The organism is Pseudomonas sp. LPB0260 (assembly GCF_013388395.1).
The window spans coordinates 5,457,148-5,473,435 of the sequence record NZ_CP058247.1; the positions used below are offsets into that span (position 1 = coordinate 5,457,148).

General features: G+C 64.4%; 17 protein-coding genes and 3 tRNA genes. 8 read left to right on the top strand and 12 right to left on the bottom strand.

Annotated elements, in window-relative coordinates; genetic code table 11:
* The first annotated feature begins 88 nt into the window (after positions 1 to 88).
* Together LPB260_RS24395 and LPB260_RS24400 are read left to right on the top strand one after the other, a co-directional pair.
* Positions 89 to 1,372, top strand: coding sequence for a hypothetical protein (locus LPB260_RS24395; protein ID WP_208708441.1), 1,284 nt, complete (start codon positions 89 to 91; stop codon positions 1,370 to 1,372).
* The gene (locus LPB260_RS24400) at positions 1,369 to 2,361 is read left to right on the top strand and encodes a tyrosine-type recombinase/integrase (RefSeq protein ID WP_208708443.1); all 993 of its coding nucleotides are present in this window, start codon (positions 1,369 to 1,371) and stop codon (positions 2,359 to 2,361) included. Before LPB260_RS24395 ends, LPB260_RS24400 begins: the two co-directional genes overlap by 4 nt.
* 2 nt (positions 2,362 to 2,363) lie before the next feature.
* On the opposite strand, the gene LPB260_RS24405 is transcribed toward LPB260_RS24400, so the two are convergent.
* The 11 genes from LPB260_RS24405 to LPB260_RS24455 all read right to left on the bottom strand — a co-directional run bounded on the left by LPB260_RS24405 (position 2,364) and on the right by LPB260_RS24455 (position 10,256).
* Positions 2,364 to 3,011 (bottom strand): hypothetical protein, encoded by a 648-nt coding sequence (locus LPB260_RS24405; protein WP_208708445.1) that lies wholly within the window; start codon positions 3,009 to 3,011, stop codon positions 2,364 to 2,366.
* A gap of 110 nt (positions 3,012 to 3,121) precedes the next feature.
* Positions 3,122 to 3,198: transfer RNA gene (locus tag LPB260_RS24410), tRNA-Met, on the bottom strand.
* Between the two features lie 77 nt (positions 3,199 to 3,275).
* The gene (ychF, locus tag LPB260_RS24415; protein ID WP_208708447.1) at positions 3,276 to 4,376 is read right to left on the bottom strand and encodes a redox-regulated ATPase YchF; all 1,101 of its coding nucleotides are present in this window, start codon (positions 4,374 to 4,376) and stop codon (positions 3,276 to 3,278) included.
* A gap of 39 nt (positions 4,377 to 4,415) precedes the next feature.
* The gene (gene pth / locus LPB260_RS24420; protein ID WP_208708449.1) at positions 4,416 to 5,000 is read right to left on the bottom strand and encodes an aminoacyl-tRNA hydrolase; all 585 of its coding nucleotides are present in this window, start codon (positions 4,998 to 5,000) and stop codon (positions 4,416 to 4,418) included.
* A 68-nt stretch (positions 5,001 to 5,068) separates the two neighbouring features.
* Positions 5,069 to 5,710 carry a 50S ribosomal protein L25/general stress protein Ctc gene (locus tag LPB260_RS24425; RefSeq protein WP_208708451.1) on the bottom strand — a complete coding sequence of 214 codons (642 nt, stop codon included), beginning with the start codon at positions 5,708 to 5,710 and terminating at the stop codon, positions 5,069 to 5,071.
* A 113-nt stretch (positions 5,711 to 5,823) separates the two neighbouring features.
* Positions 5,824 to 6,765, bottom strand: a complete 942-nt coding sequence (locus LPB260_RS24430; protein ID WP_208708453.1) for a ribose-phosphate pyrophosphokinase — start codon at positions 6,763 to 6,765, stop codon at positions 5,824 to 5,826.
* Between the two features lie 45 nt (positions 6,766 to 6,810).
* Positions 6,811 to 6,885 (bottom strand) — tRNA-Gln (locus LPB260_RS24435).
* Between the two features lie 54 nt (positions 6,886 to 6,939).
* Positions 6,940 to 7,014: transfer RNA gene (locus LPB260_RS24440), tRNA-Gln, on the bottom strand.
* Between the two features lie 22 nt (positions 7,015 to 7,036).
* Positions 7,037 to 7,912 (bottom strand): 4-(cytidine 5'-diphospho)-2-C-methyl-D-erythritol kinase, encoded by an 876-nt coding sequence (gene ispE, locus LPB260_RS24445; RefSeq protein WP_208708455.1) that lies wholly within the window; start codon positions 7,910 to 7,912, stop codon positions 7,037 to 7,039.
* Positions 7,909 to 8,526 (bottom strand): lipoprotein insertase outer membrane protein LolB, encoded by a 618-nt coding sequence (gene lolB, locus LPB260_RS24450; protein ID WP_208708457.1) that lies wholly within the window; start codon positions 8,524 to 8,526, stop codon positions 7,909 to 7,911. The genes ispE and lolB overlap by 4 nt, the downstream gene beginning before the upstream one ends.
* The gene (locus LPB260_RS24455; protein WP_208708459.1) at positions 8,526 to 10,256 is read right to left on the bottom strand and encodes a tetratricopeptide repeat protein; all 1,731 of its coding nucleotides are present in this window, start codon (positions 10,254 to 10,256) and stop codon (positions 8,526 to 8,528) included. The genes lolB and LPB260_RS24455 overlap by 1 nt, the downstream gene beginning before the upstream one ends.
* Positions 10,257 to 10,441: 185 nt before the next feature.
* Between LPB260_RS24455 and hemA the strand changes: the two genes are divergently transcribed.
* The 6 genes from hemA to LPB260_RS24485 all read left to right on the top strand — a co-directional run bounded on the left by hemA (position 10,442) and on the right by LPB260_RS24485 (position 15,892).
* Positions 10,442 to 11,719, top strand: a complete 1,278-nt coding sequence (gene hemA / locus LPB260_RS24460; RefSeq protein ID WP_208708461.1) for a glutamyl-tRNA reductase — start codon at positions 10,442 to 10,444, stop codon at positions 11,717 to 11,719.
* Positions 11,719 to 12,801 (top strand): peptide chain release factor 1, encoded by a 1,083-nt coding sequence (prfA, locus tag LPB260_RS24465; RefSeq protein ID WP_208708463.1) that lies wholly within the window; start codon positions 11,719 to 11,721, stop codon positions 12,799 to 12,801. The genes hemA and prfA overlap by 1 nt, the downstream gene beginning before the upstream one ends.
* Positions 12,802 to 12,880: 79 nt before the next feature.
* Positions 12,881 to 13,714, top strand: coding sequence for a peptide chain release factor N(5)-glutamine methyltransferase (gene prmC / locus LPB260_RS24470; RefSeq protein WP_208708465.1), 834 nt, complete (start codon positions 12,881 to 12,883; stop codon positions 13,712 to 13,714).
* On the top strand, positions 13,707 to 14,480 hold the full coding sequence (locus tag LPB260_RS24475) for a molybdopterin-synthase adenylyltransferase MoeB (protein ID WP_208708466.1): 774 nt from the start codon (positions 13,707 to 13,709) through the stop codon (positions 14,478 to 14,480). Before prmC ends, LPB260_RS24475 begins: the two co-directional genes overlap by 8 nt.
* On the top strand, positions 14,470 to 15,258 hold the full coding sequence (gene murI, locus LPB260_RS24480) for a glutamate racemase (protein WP_208708468.1): 789 nt from the start codon (positions 14,470 to 14,472) through the stop codon (positions 15,256 to 15,258). The genes LPB260_RS24475 and murI overlap by 11 nt, the downstream gene beginning before the upstream one ends.
* A 118-nt stretch (positions 15,259 to 15,376) precedes the next feature.
* Positions 15,377 to 15,892 carry an acyloxyacyl hydrolase gene (locus LPB260_RS24485; RefSeq protein ID WP_208708470.1) on the top strand — a complete coding sequence of 172 codons (516 nt, stop codon included), beginning with the start codon at positions 15,377 to 15,379 and terminating at the stop codon, positions 15,890 to 15,892.
* A gap of 64 nt (positions 15,893 to 15,956) precedes the next feature.
* Here LPB260_RS24485 and LPB260_RS24490 read toward each other — a convergent pair whose 3' ends face one another.
* Positions 15,957 to 16,274, bottom strand: a complete 318-nt coding sequence (locus LPB260_RS24490; RefSeq protein WP_208708472.1) for a YkgJ family cysteine cluster protein — start codon at positions 16,272 to 16,274, stop codon at positions 15,957 to 15,959.
* Positions 16,275 to 16,288 lie beyond the last annotated feature (14 nt).

The window sequence follows — 16,288 nt, forward strand, 5'->3', positions numbered from 1 at the left end:
CCGCGCCAAAAGCGCGCGCTGACGTTCCTGTAACACGTCAGATAAACAGAAGTGAACGACCAGACTAAACCAGATTGAAGGGTGTGAAATGGCCAGAGCAAAGGACTTCTCCCGCATCGATATAGAAACCGGCTTGGAGAATTCGAAAAGTCGTCTTTTCGTCGATCCGGGCCATATGGGCTTCGTCGACCTGTCCGGCGTTCGCCTGCTGCGCTGTGGCGTCGATACGGTGCGTCAGCTGTACCGGGGCATGATCCGCCCGGAGATCATGGCGCTGTTTGAGACGCCGGGCGCCATGGTCGATTTTGCCGGCCAGCGCTGGCACTCCGGTCGCGTCGGCCGTGATTCGGGTTACCAGTACAAGCTGCAGAACGCCGACCTGGGCATCATCCTGTTGGTGAAGAATTTCAACTCCAAGCTCGATAGCATCGGCCCCCATCTGAAAATCGAAGTCTCGCCTCACGCCATCGACGCCTTCTCGCCCGAGCGTCTGCAAGAGCGCCTGGACTACTACGCCGACGCCGTGCTGACCCATCTGGAAATGAACCAGTGCGCGGTCCATCTGGCGTTGGACCTGCAGGGCTGGACGCCGCCTGCCGATCTGGTCGCCCGGATGCACTGCAAGGCGCGCACGCACCGCGACATATCCGGCATCAATGAAGTCCATTGGTCCACCAAATCCAGCGTCTACGGTCGCGGCGAAACCTCCATGTTCGGTTCCGCCGGTGGCGTTCAACTGGCCATCTACAACAAGACCGAACAGGCCCGCGCCACCGACAAGCTCGACTACTGGGAAAGCGTCTGGAAGCGCCGTGACAGCTTCGATGAAGGCGACCCGGAGAACTACGATCCGGCGCAAGACGTCTGGCGCGTAGAGCTGCGCTATCACCACTCAATCATCCAGCAATTCGCCAGCGGCTCTATCGACGTCCATACGGGGGAAGCCATCGACACGCGCTCCTATGCGGCGTTTTCGGGCCATCTGGACGGCCTATGGCGCTATGGCCTGGGGCAGTTCAAGTTGCTAGCCCGTCCCGGCTATTTCGAGCCGATATGGACCCTGATCCGCGATGACGTGCGGGTCGATCTGCCGGTGGACTCGTTGCTCGATCAGACCGAATACAAGCGTTACTACAAGACCAGCCGGGGCTTCTCCGGGAAGAACGTCGAGCTGTTCCTGGGAAACTTCGTCAGCCTACTGGCAAGGGAGCGGGTGGGCGCAAAAAAGGCCTTTGAAACCCTCCAGCAGTGGGACTGCTGGCCGGTGATCCGCGACCACTATGCCGCCAAGGACATGAGCGAGCACGACCTGTACAAGCACATCAAGGCGCTGCTCGAGGAGCGCAATGTCAGGTGGGGCAGGGCGGTATGACGGCACGCAAGGAGGGCAAGACCTGGACTGCTGATTTTTATGAGAATGGTCGTACCGGGCGCCGTATCAGGAAGTATGGATTCCTAACCAAGTCGGCGGCTCTGCGCTACGAGTCCGACTTCTTCGCGTCAATGAAACTGACTGGCAGGCCGCTCGATGATCGCCTCTCGGATCTCGTCACTGTTTGGTATGACTTGCATGGCTGCTCGTTAAAAGACGAAAAGGCTCGCCTCTCGCGCACTCTCGCTGTGGTGGAGCGCCTGGGTGACCCTCACGTATCTGACTTCGATGCCCTGGCCTGGGCTCGCTATCGCCAGTCACGCCTGAAAGATGCCACTCCCAGCACGGTCAATCATGAACAGCGCTACCTGTCTGCCGTGTTCTCCGAGCTGATCCGCCTGGGCGCATGGTCGGGTATCAACCCTTTGGCCAATGTTCGTCAGATCAAGACCGATCAGACCGAGCTGTCCTTCCTGACCCTGGAGCAGATAGGCCAGCTCCTTGAGGAGTGCAGGAAGTCGACGAACAACCACACCTATCCGGTTGCCCTAATCTGCTTGGCAACTGGTGCGCGTTGGGATGAAGCGGAGAGTCTGACGCGGGGTGCGATCTTCGGGGGTAAGGCCCATTTCCATCGGACGAAGAATCGGCAGTCTCGCTCGGTGCCGATACCCAAGGAAGTCGAGGACGCCGTGTTCAACGTGGCCATGCCTGGGAACGGTCGGCTCTTCATGTCCTGCCGTGCCGCATTCCGTAGTGCCTATGAGCGCTGTGGCTTCCAGACGCCGGGGCAGCTAACCCACATCCTTCGTCATACCTTCGCCAGTCATTACATGATGGCGGGAGGGGATATCCTCAGCCTGCAACGAATCCTCGGCCACTCCTCGATCACCATGACCATGCGCTATGCGCACTTGTCGCCGGATCATCTGGAGTCAGCGTTGAGGCTTTCGCCTCTTGCGCAAAGCGGAGCCTTCCGGGAGGACTAAGGTCAATGAGCTGCGGTGACTACGATTGGCGGCAGGCAGTCGATGTATTGCGAGTAGATCTCTCGTACGGGCGTAATCACTGTAATGTCGCCTGTGTGCATCGCCATCATAACTGCGGTCATGTGGCTCAACCCATTTGAATTCTTGACCACCTCGATGGCTAGCTCTACGGGAAAGCCTTCGGTGTGCCTCTTGAGTGGATGAATGCCCCCATGCACAAAGGAGTTCAGTGCATTGAGCGATACGCTCTTGAACTCAATGAGTTTGAGGTAGGCGTGGTGTGCTGACTCAATCGCCTGCAGCCTTCCAAGCATCTCATTCAGCCCGGGTAGCTTCTTCGCGGCGTGCTCACTTTCGGCGCTGAGTGGCTGGCAGAGCTGCTCGATTACCTTGTCGCTTGCGCAGTAAAGTAGCCACAGAGCTCTAGTCAGGGTCTCGTACTGAAGCCTGAGCAGGCTAGTTGCACTATTCGCATGGCCTCGGGCTATCAGGGCTCTTAAACCTTCTGCATGCTCCTGCGATAGTGAGCACATACAGAAGCTTGCTTCCACTCGCTCTGTTGGGTAGGGCTTAGTCCCGAGAAGTAGTCTGCTGTAGGCACGATGAAATTCGGCGGACCGGGAGAGGATTTGATCAAGCTCGATCGTCATTCCGTTTACTCAAGCGCCTGATAGGAGCGGCGGTGGTCGGAATGTAGTCTGTTTGTAGTCTGCCGGACAAACAAAAAAGGGCTTAGCTTTCGCTAAACCCTTGTTTTGTTTGGTGGCTACGCAGGGACTTGAACCCCGGACCCCAGCATTATGAATGCTATGCTCTAACCAGCTGAGCTACGTAGCCGAGTGGCGCGCATTATTCGCGGAAGGCGGGCTGCTGTCAACCCTGTTTCGCGAAAATTTCTGCGCGCGATCAAGCGCTTAGACGTTGAAGCGGAAATGCATGACGTCGCCATCCTTGACGATGTACTCCTTGCCTTCCAGGCGCCACTTGCCGGCTTCCTTGGCCCCCGCTTCGCCCTTGTACTGGATGAAGTCGTTGTAGGCGATGACCTCGGCGCGGATGAAGCCTTTCTCGAAGTCGGTGTGGATCACTGCAGCGGCCTGCGGCGCGGTGGCGCCGACGCGAACGGTCCAGGCGCGCACTTCCTTGACCCCGGCGGTGAAGTAGGTCTGCAGGTTGAGCAGTTCGTAGCCGGCGCGGATCACCCGGTTCAGGCCGGGCTCTTCCAGGCCCAGGGACTCGAGGAACATGTCCTTCTCCTCGCCGTCTTCCAACTCGGCGATTTCCGCTTCGATCTTGTTGCACACCGGGACGACGATGGCGCCTTCCTCGGCGGCGATGGCGTTGACCACGTCGAGCAGCGGGTTGTTCTCGAAGCCGTCTTCGGCGACGTTGGCGATGTACATCACCGGCTTGCTGGTGAGCAGGTGGAAGCCCCGGACCAGTTGCTTCTCCTCGTCGCCCAGGGTCTTCAGCAGGGTGCGCGCCGGCTTGCCTTCGCTGAAGTGCGGGATCAGCTTCTCCAGCAGGGCCTTCTGCGCCACGGCTTCCTTGTCGCCGCCCTTGGCGTTGCGCTGGACTTTCTGCAGCTGCTTCTCGCAGCTGTCGAGGTCGGCGAAGATCAGTTCCAGCTCGATGATTTCGATGTCGCGCTTGGGGTCGACGGTATTGGCCACGTGGATCACGTTGTCGTCCTGGAAGCAGCGCACCACGTGGGCGATGGCGTCGGTCTCACGGATGTTGGCGAGGAACTTGTTGCCCAGGCCCTCACCCTTGGAGGCGCCGGCGACCAGGCCGGCGATGTCGACGAATTCCATGGTGGTGGGGATCACCCGCTCCGGCTTGACGATGGCCGCCAGGGCGTCCAGGCGCGCATCGGGCATGGGCACGATGCCGCTGTTCGGCTCGATGGTGCAGAAGGGGAAGTTCTCCGCGCTGATCCCGGCCTTGGTCAGGGCATTGAACAGGGTAGACTTGCCGACGTTGGGCAGGCCGACGATGCCGCAGTTGAATCCCATGGTGTGTTCCTCGCGGAGGTGAATTCGGTGGGGAGAAGGTCAGGCTTTCTGGCTGTGCAGTTGCTGCATGGCCTTGGACCAGTCGCCGGCGAGCATTTGCGGTAGCACGCCGAGGGCGAAATCGATGCTGGTATCGAGCAGTTCCTGCTCGCTGCGCGGCGCGCGGCCGAGCACGTAGCCGGAAACCATGCTGCTGTGCCCGGGGTGGCCGATGCCGAGCCGCAGGCGATAGAAATTATTCTGATTACCGAGCTGGGCGATGATGTCGCGCAGCCCGTTATGTCCGCCGTGCCCGCCACCCTGTTTGAGTTTGGCGATGCCGGGGGGCATGTCGAGTTCGTCGTGAGCCACCAGGATCGCTTCCGGGGGGGTGCGGAAGAATTTCGCCAGCGCCGCCACGGCCTGGCCGCTGCGGTTCATGTAGGTGGTGGGGATCAACAGGCGAACGTCGCGGCCCTGGTGGCTGAACTTGCCCACCAGGCCGAAATACTTGCGATCGACGCTCAGGTTGGCGCCCTGGCTGGCCGCCAGGCGCTCAACGAAAAGGGCCCCCGCATTGTGCCGGGTCTGGTCGTATTCGGGGCCGGGATTACCCAGGCCAACGATCAGTTGTACGGCGGTCATGTCAGGAGCCCTTTAGTGAAAATAGCCCGGCCACCGAGGTGGCCGGGCTGTTTTCGGCGGTGCGAGGGTTACTCGGCAGCGCCTTCACCTTCTTCGTCTTCGACTTTGCTTTCAGCTTCGTCTTCTTCCTTCACCACGCGGGAAGCGTGGATGTTGGCCACGGCCAGGTCGTTGCCGTGAGCCAGTGCCACCAGCTCGACGCCCTTCGGCAGGGTCAGGTCGGACAGGTGAACGACTTGGCCCAGCTCGACCTTGGCCAGGTCAACTTCGATGAACTCCGGCAGGTCCTTCGGCAGGCAGGAAACTTCCACTTCCACCAGGGTGTGGGAGATTTCGCCGCCGCTCTGCTTGACGCCGACTGCGGTTTCTTCGTTGAGGAAGTGCAGCGGAACGTGAGCAGTCAGCTTCTGGCCAGCGATCACGCGCTGGAAGTCGGCATGCAGGACGAAGCCCTTGGCCGGGTGACGCTGCAGCGCCTTGATCAGGACGCTTTCGTTGCTGCCGGCGACGTTCAAGGTCAGAACGTGGCTGAAGGCCGCTTCGTTCTCCAGCAGCTTGGCGAAGTCCTTGGCCAGCAGGCTGATCGATTGCGGGGCTTTCTCGCCACCGTAGATTACGGCAGGAACCAGGCTGGCGTTACGACGCAGGCGGCGGCTCGCACCTTTCCCCAGGTCGGAACGCACTTCGGCATTCAGGGCAAATTCAGTCATTTCATTTCTCCAAAATAACCAAACCGTCCTTCACGCTTGCGACCAGCGACCGGACGGTTGGGCAAAAAGCCCCGCTCGAGGCGGGGCGCATTTCGTTCAGCGGTGATTCCGGGTTAACGGAACATCGCGCTGATCGATTCTTCATTGCTGATGCGGCGGACCGCCTCAGCGACTACCGGTGCGATATCCAGCTGGCGAATACGCGAGCAGGATTGCGCGGCGGCGGACAGCGGGATGGTGTTGGTCACCACCAGCTCGTCCAGCACGGAATTCTCGATGTTCTCGATGGCGCGACCCGACAGCACGGCGTGCGTGGCATAGGCGAAGACTTTGGCGGCGCCATGTTCCTTCAGGGCCTTGGCCGCGTGGCACAGGGTGCCGGCGGTGTCCACCATGTCGTCGACCAGGATGCAGGTGCGGCCTTCCACGTCGCCGATGATGTGCATCACCTCGGAGTGGTTGGCCTTCTCGCGACGCTTGTCGATGATCGCCAGGTCCACGCCCAGGGACTTGGCCACGGCGCGCGCACGCACCACGCCGCCGATATCCGGGGAAACGATCATCAGGTTGTCGAAGCGCTGATCTTCGATATCGTCGACCAGTACGGGCGAGCCGTAGATGTTGTCGACCGGGATATCGAAGAAGCCCTGGATCTGGTCCGCGTGCAGGTCGACGGTGAGAACACGGTCGATGCCTACAACGGTGAGCATGTCGGCCACTACCTTGGCGCTGATAGCCACGCGGGCGGAGCGCGGACGGCGATCCTGGCGGGCATAGCCGAAGTAGGGGATGACAGCGGTGATTCGAGTGGCCGAGGAGCGGCGGAAGGCGTCGGCCATTACCACCAGTTCCATCAGGTTGTCGTTGGTTGGCGCGCACGTCGGCTGGATCAGGAAGACGTCTTTACCGCGGACGTTTTCGTTGATTTCAATGCTGATTTCGCCGTCGGAGAACTTACCGACAGAGGCATCGCCGAGGGGGATGTGCAGCTGACGAACAATACGTCGCGCCAGATCGGGGTTAGCGTTCCCCGTAAAGACCATCATCTTGGACACGCGCAGTACCTGCCGGCTGAGGGTATACCTGGATGAGTATAGAAATGGCAGGGGCGGCTGGATTCGAACCAACGCATGCCAGGATCAAAACCTGGTGCCTTACCGCTTGGCGACGCCCCTGTATCGTGTGTAACCCAATGCTGTCAGTCGTACTCACAACGCCTGTGGCGTTGATGGCAGGGGCGGCTGGATTCGAACCAACGCATGCCAGGATCAAAACCTGGTGCCTTACCGCTTGGCGACGCCCCTAGTACAACTCACTCTTACGCATTCACTTCTTGGCCAGAGCTGCGAGCTTTCGATGCAACATCGAGATGTTGCGACCTTGAGCGACAAAGCTCGGCAAAGCGGCTGGAAGTTGGCGGGCGACTTTATCAGCATCGTCCCGGTTTGGGAAGCTCCCAAACACACAAGCTCCAGTGCCGGTTAATCTAGTTGGAACAAATTTGTTCAACAAGATCAAAGCGTTACGAACAGCTGGGTAACGCTTCTGGACAACCGGCTGGCAGTCGTTACGACCACCCCCCTCAAGAAGGCTGCGAACTTTAATGGGCGGCGTATCGCGTGTCAACTCGGGGTCGGAGAAAACTTCCGCTGTGCTGACAAGCACTTGCGGGATGGCCACGAGAAACCAGGGTTCGGCGAGCTCGACCGGGGTGAGTCTCTCGCCGACGCCCTCGGCGAAGGCGGCGCGGCCGCGCACGAACACCGGCACGTCGGCGCCGAGGCCGAGGCCCAGCGCGGCCAGGCGGTCCTCGTCCCAGTCCAGCTGCCAGAGCTGGTTGAGGCCGAGTAGGGTGGTGGCGGCATCCGAGCTGCCGCCACCGATGCCGCCGCCCATGGGCAGCTGCTTGTCCAGCCAGATGTCGGCGCCCAGTGGACAGCCCGACTGCCGCTGCAACTGCCGGGCGGCACGCACGATCAGGTTGCTGTCGTGCGCCACGCCGGATATCTCGGTGTGCAGGCGGATCTGTCCGTCGTCGCGCAGGGCGAAGCCCAGCTGGTCGCCATGGTCGAGGAACTGGAACAGGGTCTGCAGCTCGTGGTAGCCGTCGGCGCGGCGACCGAGGACGTGCAGCATCAGGTTGAGTTTGGCCGGCGCCGGCAGGGTCAGCTGGGCGGCGGCGGGAATGGCCGGCTGGATCATTGGCCGAGCTGGCGCGGTTGCCAGTCCTTGATCACCAGGGTGACCTGCAGGTCGTGGCCGTCGAGCTTGATGCGCTCGGGCAGCCAGTAGCCGTTCTGCTCGGTGTAGCGCAGGTAGTCGACCTGCCAGCCGTCCTGCTTCAGTTGCGCCAGGCGGCTGTCGCCGTCCAGGGTGACGCGACTCCTGCTGTCGGGCGAGGGCAGGCCGCGGATCCACCAGAGTAGATGCGAGACCGGCAGGTTCAGGCCCAGCTGCTGTTGCAGCAGGGCTTCCGGCGAGGCGGCCTGATAGCGGCCCTGGTTGGCCACTTCCAGGAGGATCGCCCCCGGCCGCCCGGTCAGGCGGGCGGCGCCGCGGCCCAGGGGGCCGGACAGGCGAATGTCGTAGTAGTCCTGGCGCTGCAGCCAGAACAGCGTGCCGCTGCCGGAGTCGCGCGGGGCACGGATGCCGACCTTGCCGCTGATCTGCCAGGCGTCGAGGGTGCTGACCTGCTGCTTGTGCAGCTTCCAGCGGGCCGGATCGCCGGCGCCTTCGAGCGCTTCGCGGGAGGTCAGGCCGGCGCAACCGGCGAGCAGGATGGACAGGCTGAGGAGGATGAGGGTACGGGCGAGCATCACAGGGTCTCGGAGCCGGTCAGGCGCAGCAGGGTGCTACGCAACACGGTGCTGTCGGGTTGATCCTTGAGGGCGCCGGCCCAGACTTTCCTGGCCTCGCGCTGCTTGCCCTGGGCCCAGAGCACTTCACCGAGGTGGGCGGCGACCTCATGGTCGGGGAAGCTGCGCAGGGCCTGGCGCAGCAGGCGCTCGGCCTCGTCCAGGTTGCCCAGGCGATAGTTGACCCAGCCCAGGCTGTCGAGAATCGCCGGGTCGTCCGGGCTGATCTGGTAGGCCAGCTCGATCAGTTCCTTCGCCTCGGCGTAGCGCGTGGTGCGGTCGGCCAGGGTGTAGCCGAGGGCATTGAGCGCCATGGCATTGTCCGGCTCGCGCTCGATGATGAAGCGCAGGTCCCGTTCCAGCTGGCCCAGGTCGTCGCGCTTCTCCGCCAGCATGGCGCGGGTGTAGAGCAGGTTGAGGTCGTCCGGGAACTGCTCGAGCGCCTGCGCGATCAGGGTCCAGGCGGTTTCGTGCTGCTGCTGCTTGGATAAGGCTTCCGATTCGATCAGGTACAGCTGGATGGCGTAGTCGGGCTGCGCTTCGCGCGCCTTGCGCAGGCGTGTCGAGGCCTCTTCGCCGCGCTGCTCGGCCAGCAGCAGTTCGGTCTGGCGCGCCTGGGCCGGCAGGTAGTCGTTGCCGGGGCCGACCAGGGCGTACTCCATCAGCGCGTTCTTCGGCTTCTTCAGCGCCTCATAGGCACGGGCCAGATTGAAGTGGGCGGCGTCGACATGGCTGCCACGCTCGACCAGTTCCTGCAGGTAGACGATGGCCTCTTTCCAGGCTTCCGCTTCCAGGCAGACCAGTGCCAGGGAGAAGCGCAGGTCATCATCCGTGGGGAATTGCTGCAGGAGCTTGGCGAACTCGCCCTTGGCGTCCTCCAGGCGGTCCTGGGTGACCAGCATGCGCGCGTAGGTCAGGCGCAGGCGCTTATCCTCCGGGTGGCGCTTGAGGCCCCGCTCCAGCAGTGGCAGCGCTTCATCGCCACGCTCGAGGCCCTGCAGCAGGCGCGCGCGCAGCAGCAGTGGCGCCACGTTGTCGAGCTTGGCGGCCTGCTCCTCGAGCAGCTCTAGGGCCTCCTGGGGGCGCTCGTCCTGCTGCAGCAGCAGGGCCTTGCCGAACAGCAGTTGGCCGTTGTCCGGGTGCTTTTCCAGCAGCTGGTCGAAGCTTTGCAGCAGGCCGGCGCGGGTGTCCGGGTCGGTTTCTGCGGCGGACAGGGCGAGGAAGTCGAAATGGGTATCGCCCTGGCGTTGCAGGACGCTTTCCATATAGTGCATGGACTCGTCGTAGCGCCCGGCGCGGGCTAGTTGCACGGCGGCGGCGCGCTGGGCGTCGAGGTTGTCGGGAGCGTTCTTCGCCCAGATCAGCGCGGTATCCAGGGCCGCCTGCTCGGCACCGAGGTATTCGGCGATGCGGAAGCCGCGCTCGGCGACCCCGGCGTCCTGGGTGGCGTTGGCCTGCTGCACGTAGTTGCCCAGGGCGATATCGAAGCGGTTGCGCTGCCCGGCCAGCTCGGCGGTGAGCAGGGCGAACAGGGTTTCCTGGCTGAACGAGGCATATTCCTTGGGCGTCGGCGCTTGCGTTGCCGGGGAGGCCTCCTCCACGGGCGGCGTGCCGTCCGGAACGGCAGGGCTGAGCACTTGGCAGCCGCCCAGCAAGGCCAGGGCGGTCAGTAACGCGAAGGATCTATTCATAGGGGCAAAGACGACTAACCTGCGGTCGGGGCATCATGACACAAGCCGTAGGGCAAGCCCATGGGGCAGGCCTCACGGCGCTGCAGTGGCGCACACGCTTGGCTAGGACAGTGGTCGGCGGTGGTTGTTCTCGTACCGGCGAAGTAGGACAATTGCGCGCTTCCCTCTTCTGTCAGCGACCTTGCATGGCCTTCATCGCCCTCGGCATCAACCACAAAACCGCCTCGGTGGACGTCCGCGAACGCGTGGCCTTCACCCCCGAGCAGTTGGTTGAAGCCTTGCAGCAGCTGTGCCTGCGCACGGCGAGCCGCGAGGCGGCGATCCTCTCGACCTGCAACCGCAGCGAGCTGTACCTCGAGCAGGACAGCCTGGCGGCCGACGCGGTGCTGGCCTGGCTGGCCGAGTTTCACCAGCTCAGCCTCGATGACCTGCGCGCCTGTGCCTATGTGCACCAGGACGACGCGGCGGTGCGCCACATGATGCGGGTGGCCTCCGGGCTGGACTCCATGGTGCTCGGCGAGCCGCAGATCCTCGGCCAGATGAAGTCGGCCTACGCCGTGGCCCGCGAGGCCGGTACCCTGGGGCCGCTGCTCGGCAGGCTGTTCCAGGCCACCTTCAGCACCGCCAAGCAGGTGCGTACCGATACCGCGATCGGCGAGAACCCGGTGTCGGTGGCCTTCGCCGCCGTCAGCCTGGCCAAGCAGATCTTCAGCGACCTGCACGACAGCCAGGCGCTGCTGATCGGCGCCGGCGAGACCATCACCCTGGTTGCCCGTCATCTATACGAGCAGGGCGTCAAGCGCATCGTCGTGGCCAACCGCACCCTGGAGCGGGCCAGCAGCCTGGCCGAGCAGTTCGGCGCCCACGCCGTGCTGCTCTCGGACATTCCCCAGGAACTGGTGCACAGCGACATCGTCATCAGCTCCACCGCCAGCCAGCTGCCGATCCTCGGCAAGGGTGCGGTGGAAAGCGCGCTGAAGCGGCGCAAGCACAAGCCGATCTTCATGGTCGACATCGCCGTGCCGCGGGACATCGAGCCCCAGGTCGGCAAGCTCGACGACGTCTATCTCTATACCGTCGACGACCTGCACGAGGTCATCGCGGAAAACCTCAAGAGCCGCCAGGGCGCCGCCCAGGCCGCCGAGGAGCTGGTCAGTGCCGGGGCCGAGGACTTCATGCTGCGCCTGCGCGAGCTGGCCGCGGTGGATGTGCTCAGGGCCTATCGCCAGCAGGCCGAGCGCCTGCGCGACGAGGAACTGGCCAAGGCCGTGCGCCTGCTCGGCCGGGGCGCCTCGGCCGAAGAGGTGCTGGCCCAGCTGGCCCGCGGGCTGACCAACAAGCTGCTGCACGCGCCCAGCGTGCAGCTGAAGAAACTCTCCGCCGACGGCCGCATCGATGCGCTGGCCGTGGCTCAGGAACTCTTTGCCCTCGATGAGGGCGTGCCGTCCGACAAAGGCCTGTGATGAAAGCTTCACTGATCAACAAACTCGACTTGCTGCAGGATCGTTTCGAAGAATTGACCGCGCTGCTCGGTGATGCCGAAGTCATAAGCAAGCAGAGCCAGTTCCGCGCCTATTCCAAGGAGTACGCCGAGATCGAACCGGTGATCCTGGCGTTTCGCGAGTTCTGCAAGGTGCAGGGCGACCTCGAGGGCGCCCAGGCGCTGCTCAAGGACAGCGACCCGGACCTGCGCGAGATGGCCGAGGAAGAAGTGGCCAGCGCCAAGGCCCAGCTGCTCGAGCTGGAAGACCGTCTGCAGCGCATGCTGCTGCCCAAGGACCCCAACGACGGGCGCAACGTCTACCTCGAGGTGCGGGCCGGTACCGGCGGCGACGAGGCGGCGATCTTCTCCGGCGACCTGTTCCGCATGTACTCGCGCTATGCCGAGAAGCAGGGCTGGCGGGTCGAGGTGCTGTCGGCCAACGAGGGCGAGCACGGCGGCTACAAGGAGGTGATCGCCCGGGTCGAGGGCGACAACGTCTACGCCAAGCTGAAGTTCGAGTCCGGCGCCCACCGCGTGCAGCGCGTGCCGGAAACCGAGTCCCAGGGCCGTATCCACACCTCCGCCTGTACCGTGGCGGTGCTGCCGGAGCCGGATGAGCAGGCGGCGATCGAGATCAACCCGGCGGACCTGCGGGTCGACACCTACCGCTCCTCCGGCGCCGGTGGCCAGCACGTCAACACCACCGACTCGGCGATCCGCATCACCCACATTCCCACCGGCATCGTGGTCGAATGCCAGGAGGAGCGCTCGCAGCACAAGAACCGCGCCAAGGCCATGGCCTGGCTCGCCGCCAAGCTCAAGGACCAGCAGGAGGCCGCCGCGCACAAGGAGATCTCCGACACGCGCAAGCTGCTGGTCGGCTCCGGCGACCGTTCCGAGCGCATCCGCACCTACAATTTTCCCCAGGGCCGGGTCACCGATCACCGCATCAACCTGACCCTGTATTCGCTGTCCGAGGTCATCGCCGGCGGCGTCGATGCGGTGATCGAGCCGCTGCTGGCCGAGTACCAGGCCGACCAGCTGGCCGCGCTGGGCGATTGAGTCCAGTGGTGCGCATAGTGCTCCCTACGGCGTGCCATGTAGGGTGCGCCGCGCGCACCAACCACCCTACGAGAGGAATATGGCCAGCATCGAATCCCTGTTGAGCGCGGCCGAGCTGCCCGACTCGCCGACCCCGCGGCTGGATGCCGAGCTGCTCCTGGCCAGCGCCCTGGGCAAGTCGCGCAGCTACTTGCACACCTGGCCGGAGCGCGAAGTCGAGGCCGCGCAGGCCGAGCGCTTTGCCGCCGACCTGGCGCGCCGCCGCGCTGGCGAGCCGGTGGCCTATATCCTCGGCCAGCAGGGCTTCTGGAGCCTGGAGCTGGAAGTGGCGCCGCATACCCTGATTCCCCGCCCGGACACCGAACTGCTGGTGGAGACCGCCCTAGCGCTGCTGCCGGCGACGCCGGCCAGCGTGCTCGACCTCGGCACCGGCAGCGGCGCCATCGCCCTGGCCCTGGCCGCCGAACGGCCGGCCTGGCGGGTCACCGGCGTGGACCGGGTGCCCGAGGCGGTGGCCCTGGCCGAACGCAACCGCCAGCGGTTGAAACTGAACAATGCCGCCTTCTGCGCCAGCCACTGGTTCGCCGCTTTGGGCGCCGGGCGCTATGCCATGATCCTCAGTAACCCACCCTATATCGCCGCCGATGACCAGCATCTGCGCGAGGGCGACCTGCGCTTCGAGCCGAGCAGCGCGCTGGTCGCCGGCGCCGATGGCCTGGACGATATCCGCGAGATAGTCGCCCGGGCCCCGGAGCACCTCGAAGCGGGCGGCTGGCTGCTGCTCGAGCATGGTTTCCAGCAGGCCGCGGCGGTCCGCAGCCTGCTGAGCGCGCGCGGGTTCGTCGAGGTGCAGAGCCGGCGCGACCTGGGTGGCCATGAACGCATCAGTCTGGGACGTTTTCACCATGAATGAGCCGAACACGCTGAACGATGAGGAGCTGCTGCGCTACAGCCGGCAGATTCTCCTGGCGCAGATCGATATCGAAGGGCAGCTGCGTCTCAAGGGCAGCCGCGTGCTGATCGTCGGCCTCGGCGGCCTCGGCTCGCCGGTGGCGCTGTACCTGGCGGCGGCCGGTGTCGGCGAGCTGCACCTGGCGGACTTCGACGCGGTGGACCTGACCAACCTGCAGCGACAGATCGTCCACGACAGCCCGAGCATCGGCCAGGGCAAGGTCGACTCGGCCATGGCGCGGCTGGCGGCGCTCAACCCGCAGGTACGCCTGCAGGCGCACCGCACCGCCCTGGATGCCGACTCGCTGGCCGCGGCGGTGGCGGCGGTAGATCTGGTGCTGGACTGCTGCGACAACTTCGCCACCCGCGAGGCGGTCAATGCCGCCTGCGTCGCCGCGCGCAAGCCCCTGGTCAGCGGCGCGGCGATCCGCCTGGAAGGGCAGTTGTCGGTGTTCGACCCGCGTCGCGACGACAGCCCCTGCTACCACTGCTTGTACGGCCATGGCAGCGAGGCCGAGCTGACCTGCAGCGAAGCCGGGGTGGTCGGTCCGCTGGTGGGCCTGGTCGGCAGCCTGCAGGCGCTGGAGGCGTTGAAGCTGCTGGCCGGCTTCGGCGAGCCGCTGATCGGTCGGTTGCTGCTGGTCGATGCCCTGGGCTCGCGTTTTCGCGAACTGCGGGTCAGGCGCGATCCGGCCTGCAGCGTCTGTGGCGGTGGCCATGGCCGATAACGCGCCGGTCGGGGTATTCGACTCCGGCGTCGGCGGCCTCTCGGTGCTGCGCGAGATCCGCGCCCTGCTGCCATCTGAGTCCCTGCTCTACGTGGCCGACAGCGGCCATGTGCCCTACGGCGAGAAGAGCCCGGAATTCATCCGCGAGCGCTGCCGGACGATCGCCGATTTTCTCCTCGGGCAGGGCGCCAAGGCGCTGGTGCTGGCCTGCAACACCGCCACCGTGGCCGGTATTGCCGAGCTGCGCGAGCTGTACCCGCAGCTGCCGATCATCGGCATGGAGCCGGCGGTCAAGCCGGCGGCGGCGGCGACCCGCGCCGGGGTGGTGGGCGTGCTGGCCACCACCGGCACCCTGAAGAGCGCCAGGTTCGCCGCCTTGCTCGACCGCTTCGCCAGCGACGTGCGGGTGGTGACCCAGCCCTGCCCGGGTCTGGTGGAGTGCATCGAGGCCGGCGAGCTGGACGGCGCGGCGACCCGCGAGCTGCTCCAGGGCTTCGTCGCCCCGCTGCTGGCCGAGGGCTGCGATACGCTGATCCTCGGCTGCACCCATTACCCCTTTATCAAGCCATTGCTGCGCGAACTGCTGCCGGCTTCGGTCAGTCTGATCGATACCGGCGCGGCGGTTGCTCGGCAGTTGCAACGGCGTCTCGACGAGCAGCGGCTGCTGGCCGCTGGTCCGGCGCGGGCCGGGCGCTTCTGGAGCAGTGGCGATCCCGGGCAGATGCAGGCGGTGCTGCCACTGCTCTGGGGCGATGCGGCGGACGTCAGCCGGCTTTGACAGCCCCGGGCGGCGATGCTGTTATGCAATAGTCTGCTTGTATTAATAACCAAGACTTCGATACTTTCAGGTGACTGCACGGGGATGCCCCGGACCTGGTGATAAAAGGAAATTTACAATGAAGAAGTTGTTCGCTTTGGCTGCCCTTGCAGCCGTGACCATGGGATCAGTGGTGTCGGCGCAGGCGGCCGATGTGACCTTCTCCGTAGGCAGCACCGACGAGTCGACCATGGTCTACCGTCTCGGTACCCAGTTCGACTTCAGCAGCCGCTGGTTGGAAAGCGGCACCGGCCATCTCGGCGGCTACTGGGATGCCGGCTACACCTACTGGCAAGGCGATGAGTCGGCCAGCAACCACAGCCTGTCGTTCTCGCCAGTGTTCGTTTATGAGTTCGCCGGGGACAACGTGCGGCCCTACATCGAGGCCGGCATCGGCGTGGCCTTCTTCTCCAGCACCGAGCTGGAGGGCAGCAAACTGGGTTCGTCCTTCCAGTTCGAGGATCGCCTCGGCGTCGGCCTGCGTTTCGCCGACCAGGAGGTTGGCCTGCGCGCCTGGCACTACTCCAATGCCGGGCTCAAGGAGCCGAACAATGGCATCGAGGCCTATACCCTGCATTACCGCATGGGTTTCTGAGGCGCGGCGTCAGATCGAAAAAAACCGGGCCATGGCCCGGTTTTTTCGTTTCGGCGGGGCACCCTCAGCGATAGATGCCGGCCATGCCCTGGCGTTCTTCCAGGCACTCGCCCGAGCCCATCTCGAAATCACGGCAGATCTGCGGGCGCTGTTCGTAGATGCTGCAGCGCATGCTGTCGCGGTCCAGGGCCGCGCACCAGCCGTCGTCGAGGCGGCGCATCACCTCGCCACCCCAGGCATCGGTGCCGATGAAGCGTTGCGGCACGCCGGTGTCGCTGATCAGCATGACTTCCAGCTGGCAGCAGCAGGCGGCGCAGTTCGAGCAGCTGACGGCCGGCTCATCGGGCAGTTGGGTGTGGGCAATGGGCGGGAGATGACTCATGGGCCGCAGTGTAC

Bases quoted from the DNA above. Each gene is read 5' to 3' on its own strand.
- pth (WP_208708449.1), bottom strand. From the start codon at position 5,000: ATGACCGCCGTACAACTGATCGTTGGCCTGGGTAATCCCGGCCCCGAA.
- prmC (WP_208708465.1), top strand. From the start codon at position 12,881: ATGGCCAGCATCGAATCCCTGTTGAGCGCGGCCGAGCTGCCCGACTCG.
- LPB260_RS24485 (WP_208708470.1), top strand. From the start codon at position 15,377: ATGAAGAAGTTGTTCGCTTTGGCTGCCCTTGCAGCCGTGACCATGGGA.
- murI (WP_208708468.1), top strand. From the start codon at position 14,470: ATGGCCGATAACGCGCCGGTCGGGGTATTCGACTCCGGCGTCGGCGGC.
- LPB260_RS24455 (WP_208708459.1), bottom strand. From the start codon at position 10,256: ATGAATAGATCCTTCGCGTTACTGACCGCCCTGGCCTTGCTGGGCGGC.
- LPB260_RS24490 (WP_208708472.1), bottom strand. From the start codon at position 16,274: ATGAGTCATCTCCCGCCCATTGCCCACACCCAACTGCCCGATGAGCCG.
- LPB260_RS24405 (WP_208708445.1), bottom strand. From the start codon at position 3,011: ATGACGATCGAGCTTGATCAAATCCTCTCCCGGTCCGCCGAATTTCAT.
- LPB260_RS24475 (WP_208708466.1), top strand. From the start codon at position 13,707: ATGAATGAGCCGAACACGCTGAACGATGAGGAGCTGCTGCGCTACAGC.
- ispE (WP_208708455.1), bottom strand. From the start codon at position 7,912: ATGATCCAGCCGGCCATTCCCGCCGCCGCCCAGCTGACCCTGCCGGCG.
- LPB260_RS24400 (WP_208708443.1), top strand. From the start codon at position 1,369: ATGACGGCACGCAAGGAGGGCAAGACCTGGACTGCTGATTTTTATGAG.
- prfA (WP_208708463.1), top strand. From the start codon at position 11,719: ATGAAAGCTTCACTGATCAACAAACTCGACTTGCTGCAGGATCGTTTC.
- LPB260_RS24425 (WP_208708451.1), bottom strand. From the start codon at position 5,710: ATGACTGAATTTGCCCTGAATGCCGAAGTGCGTTCCGACCTGGGGAAA.
- hemA (WP_208708461.1), top strand. From the start codon at position 10,442: ATGGCCTTCATCGCCCTCGGCATCAACCACAAAACCGCCTCGGTGGAC.
- lolB (WP_208708457.1), bottom strand. From the start codon at position 8,526: ATGCTCGCCCGTACCCTCATCCTCCTCAGCCTGTCCATCCTGCTCGCC.
- ychF (WP_208708447.1), bottom strand. From the start codon at position 4,376: ATGGGATTCAACTGCGGCATCGTCGGCCTGCCCAACGTCGGCAAGTCT.
- LPB260_RS24395 (WP_208708441.1), top strand. From the start codon at position 89: ATGGCCAGAGCAAAGGACTTCTCCCGCATCGATATAGAAACCGGCTTG.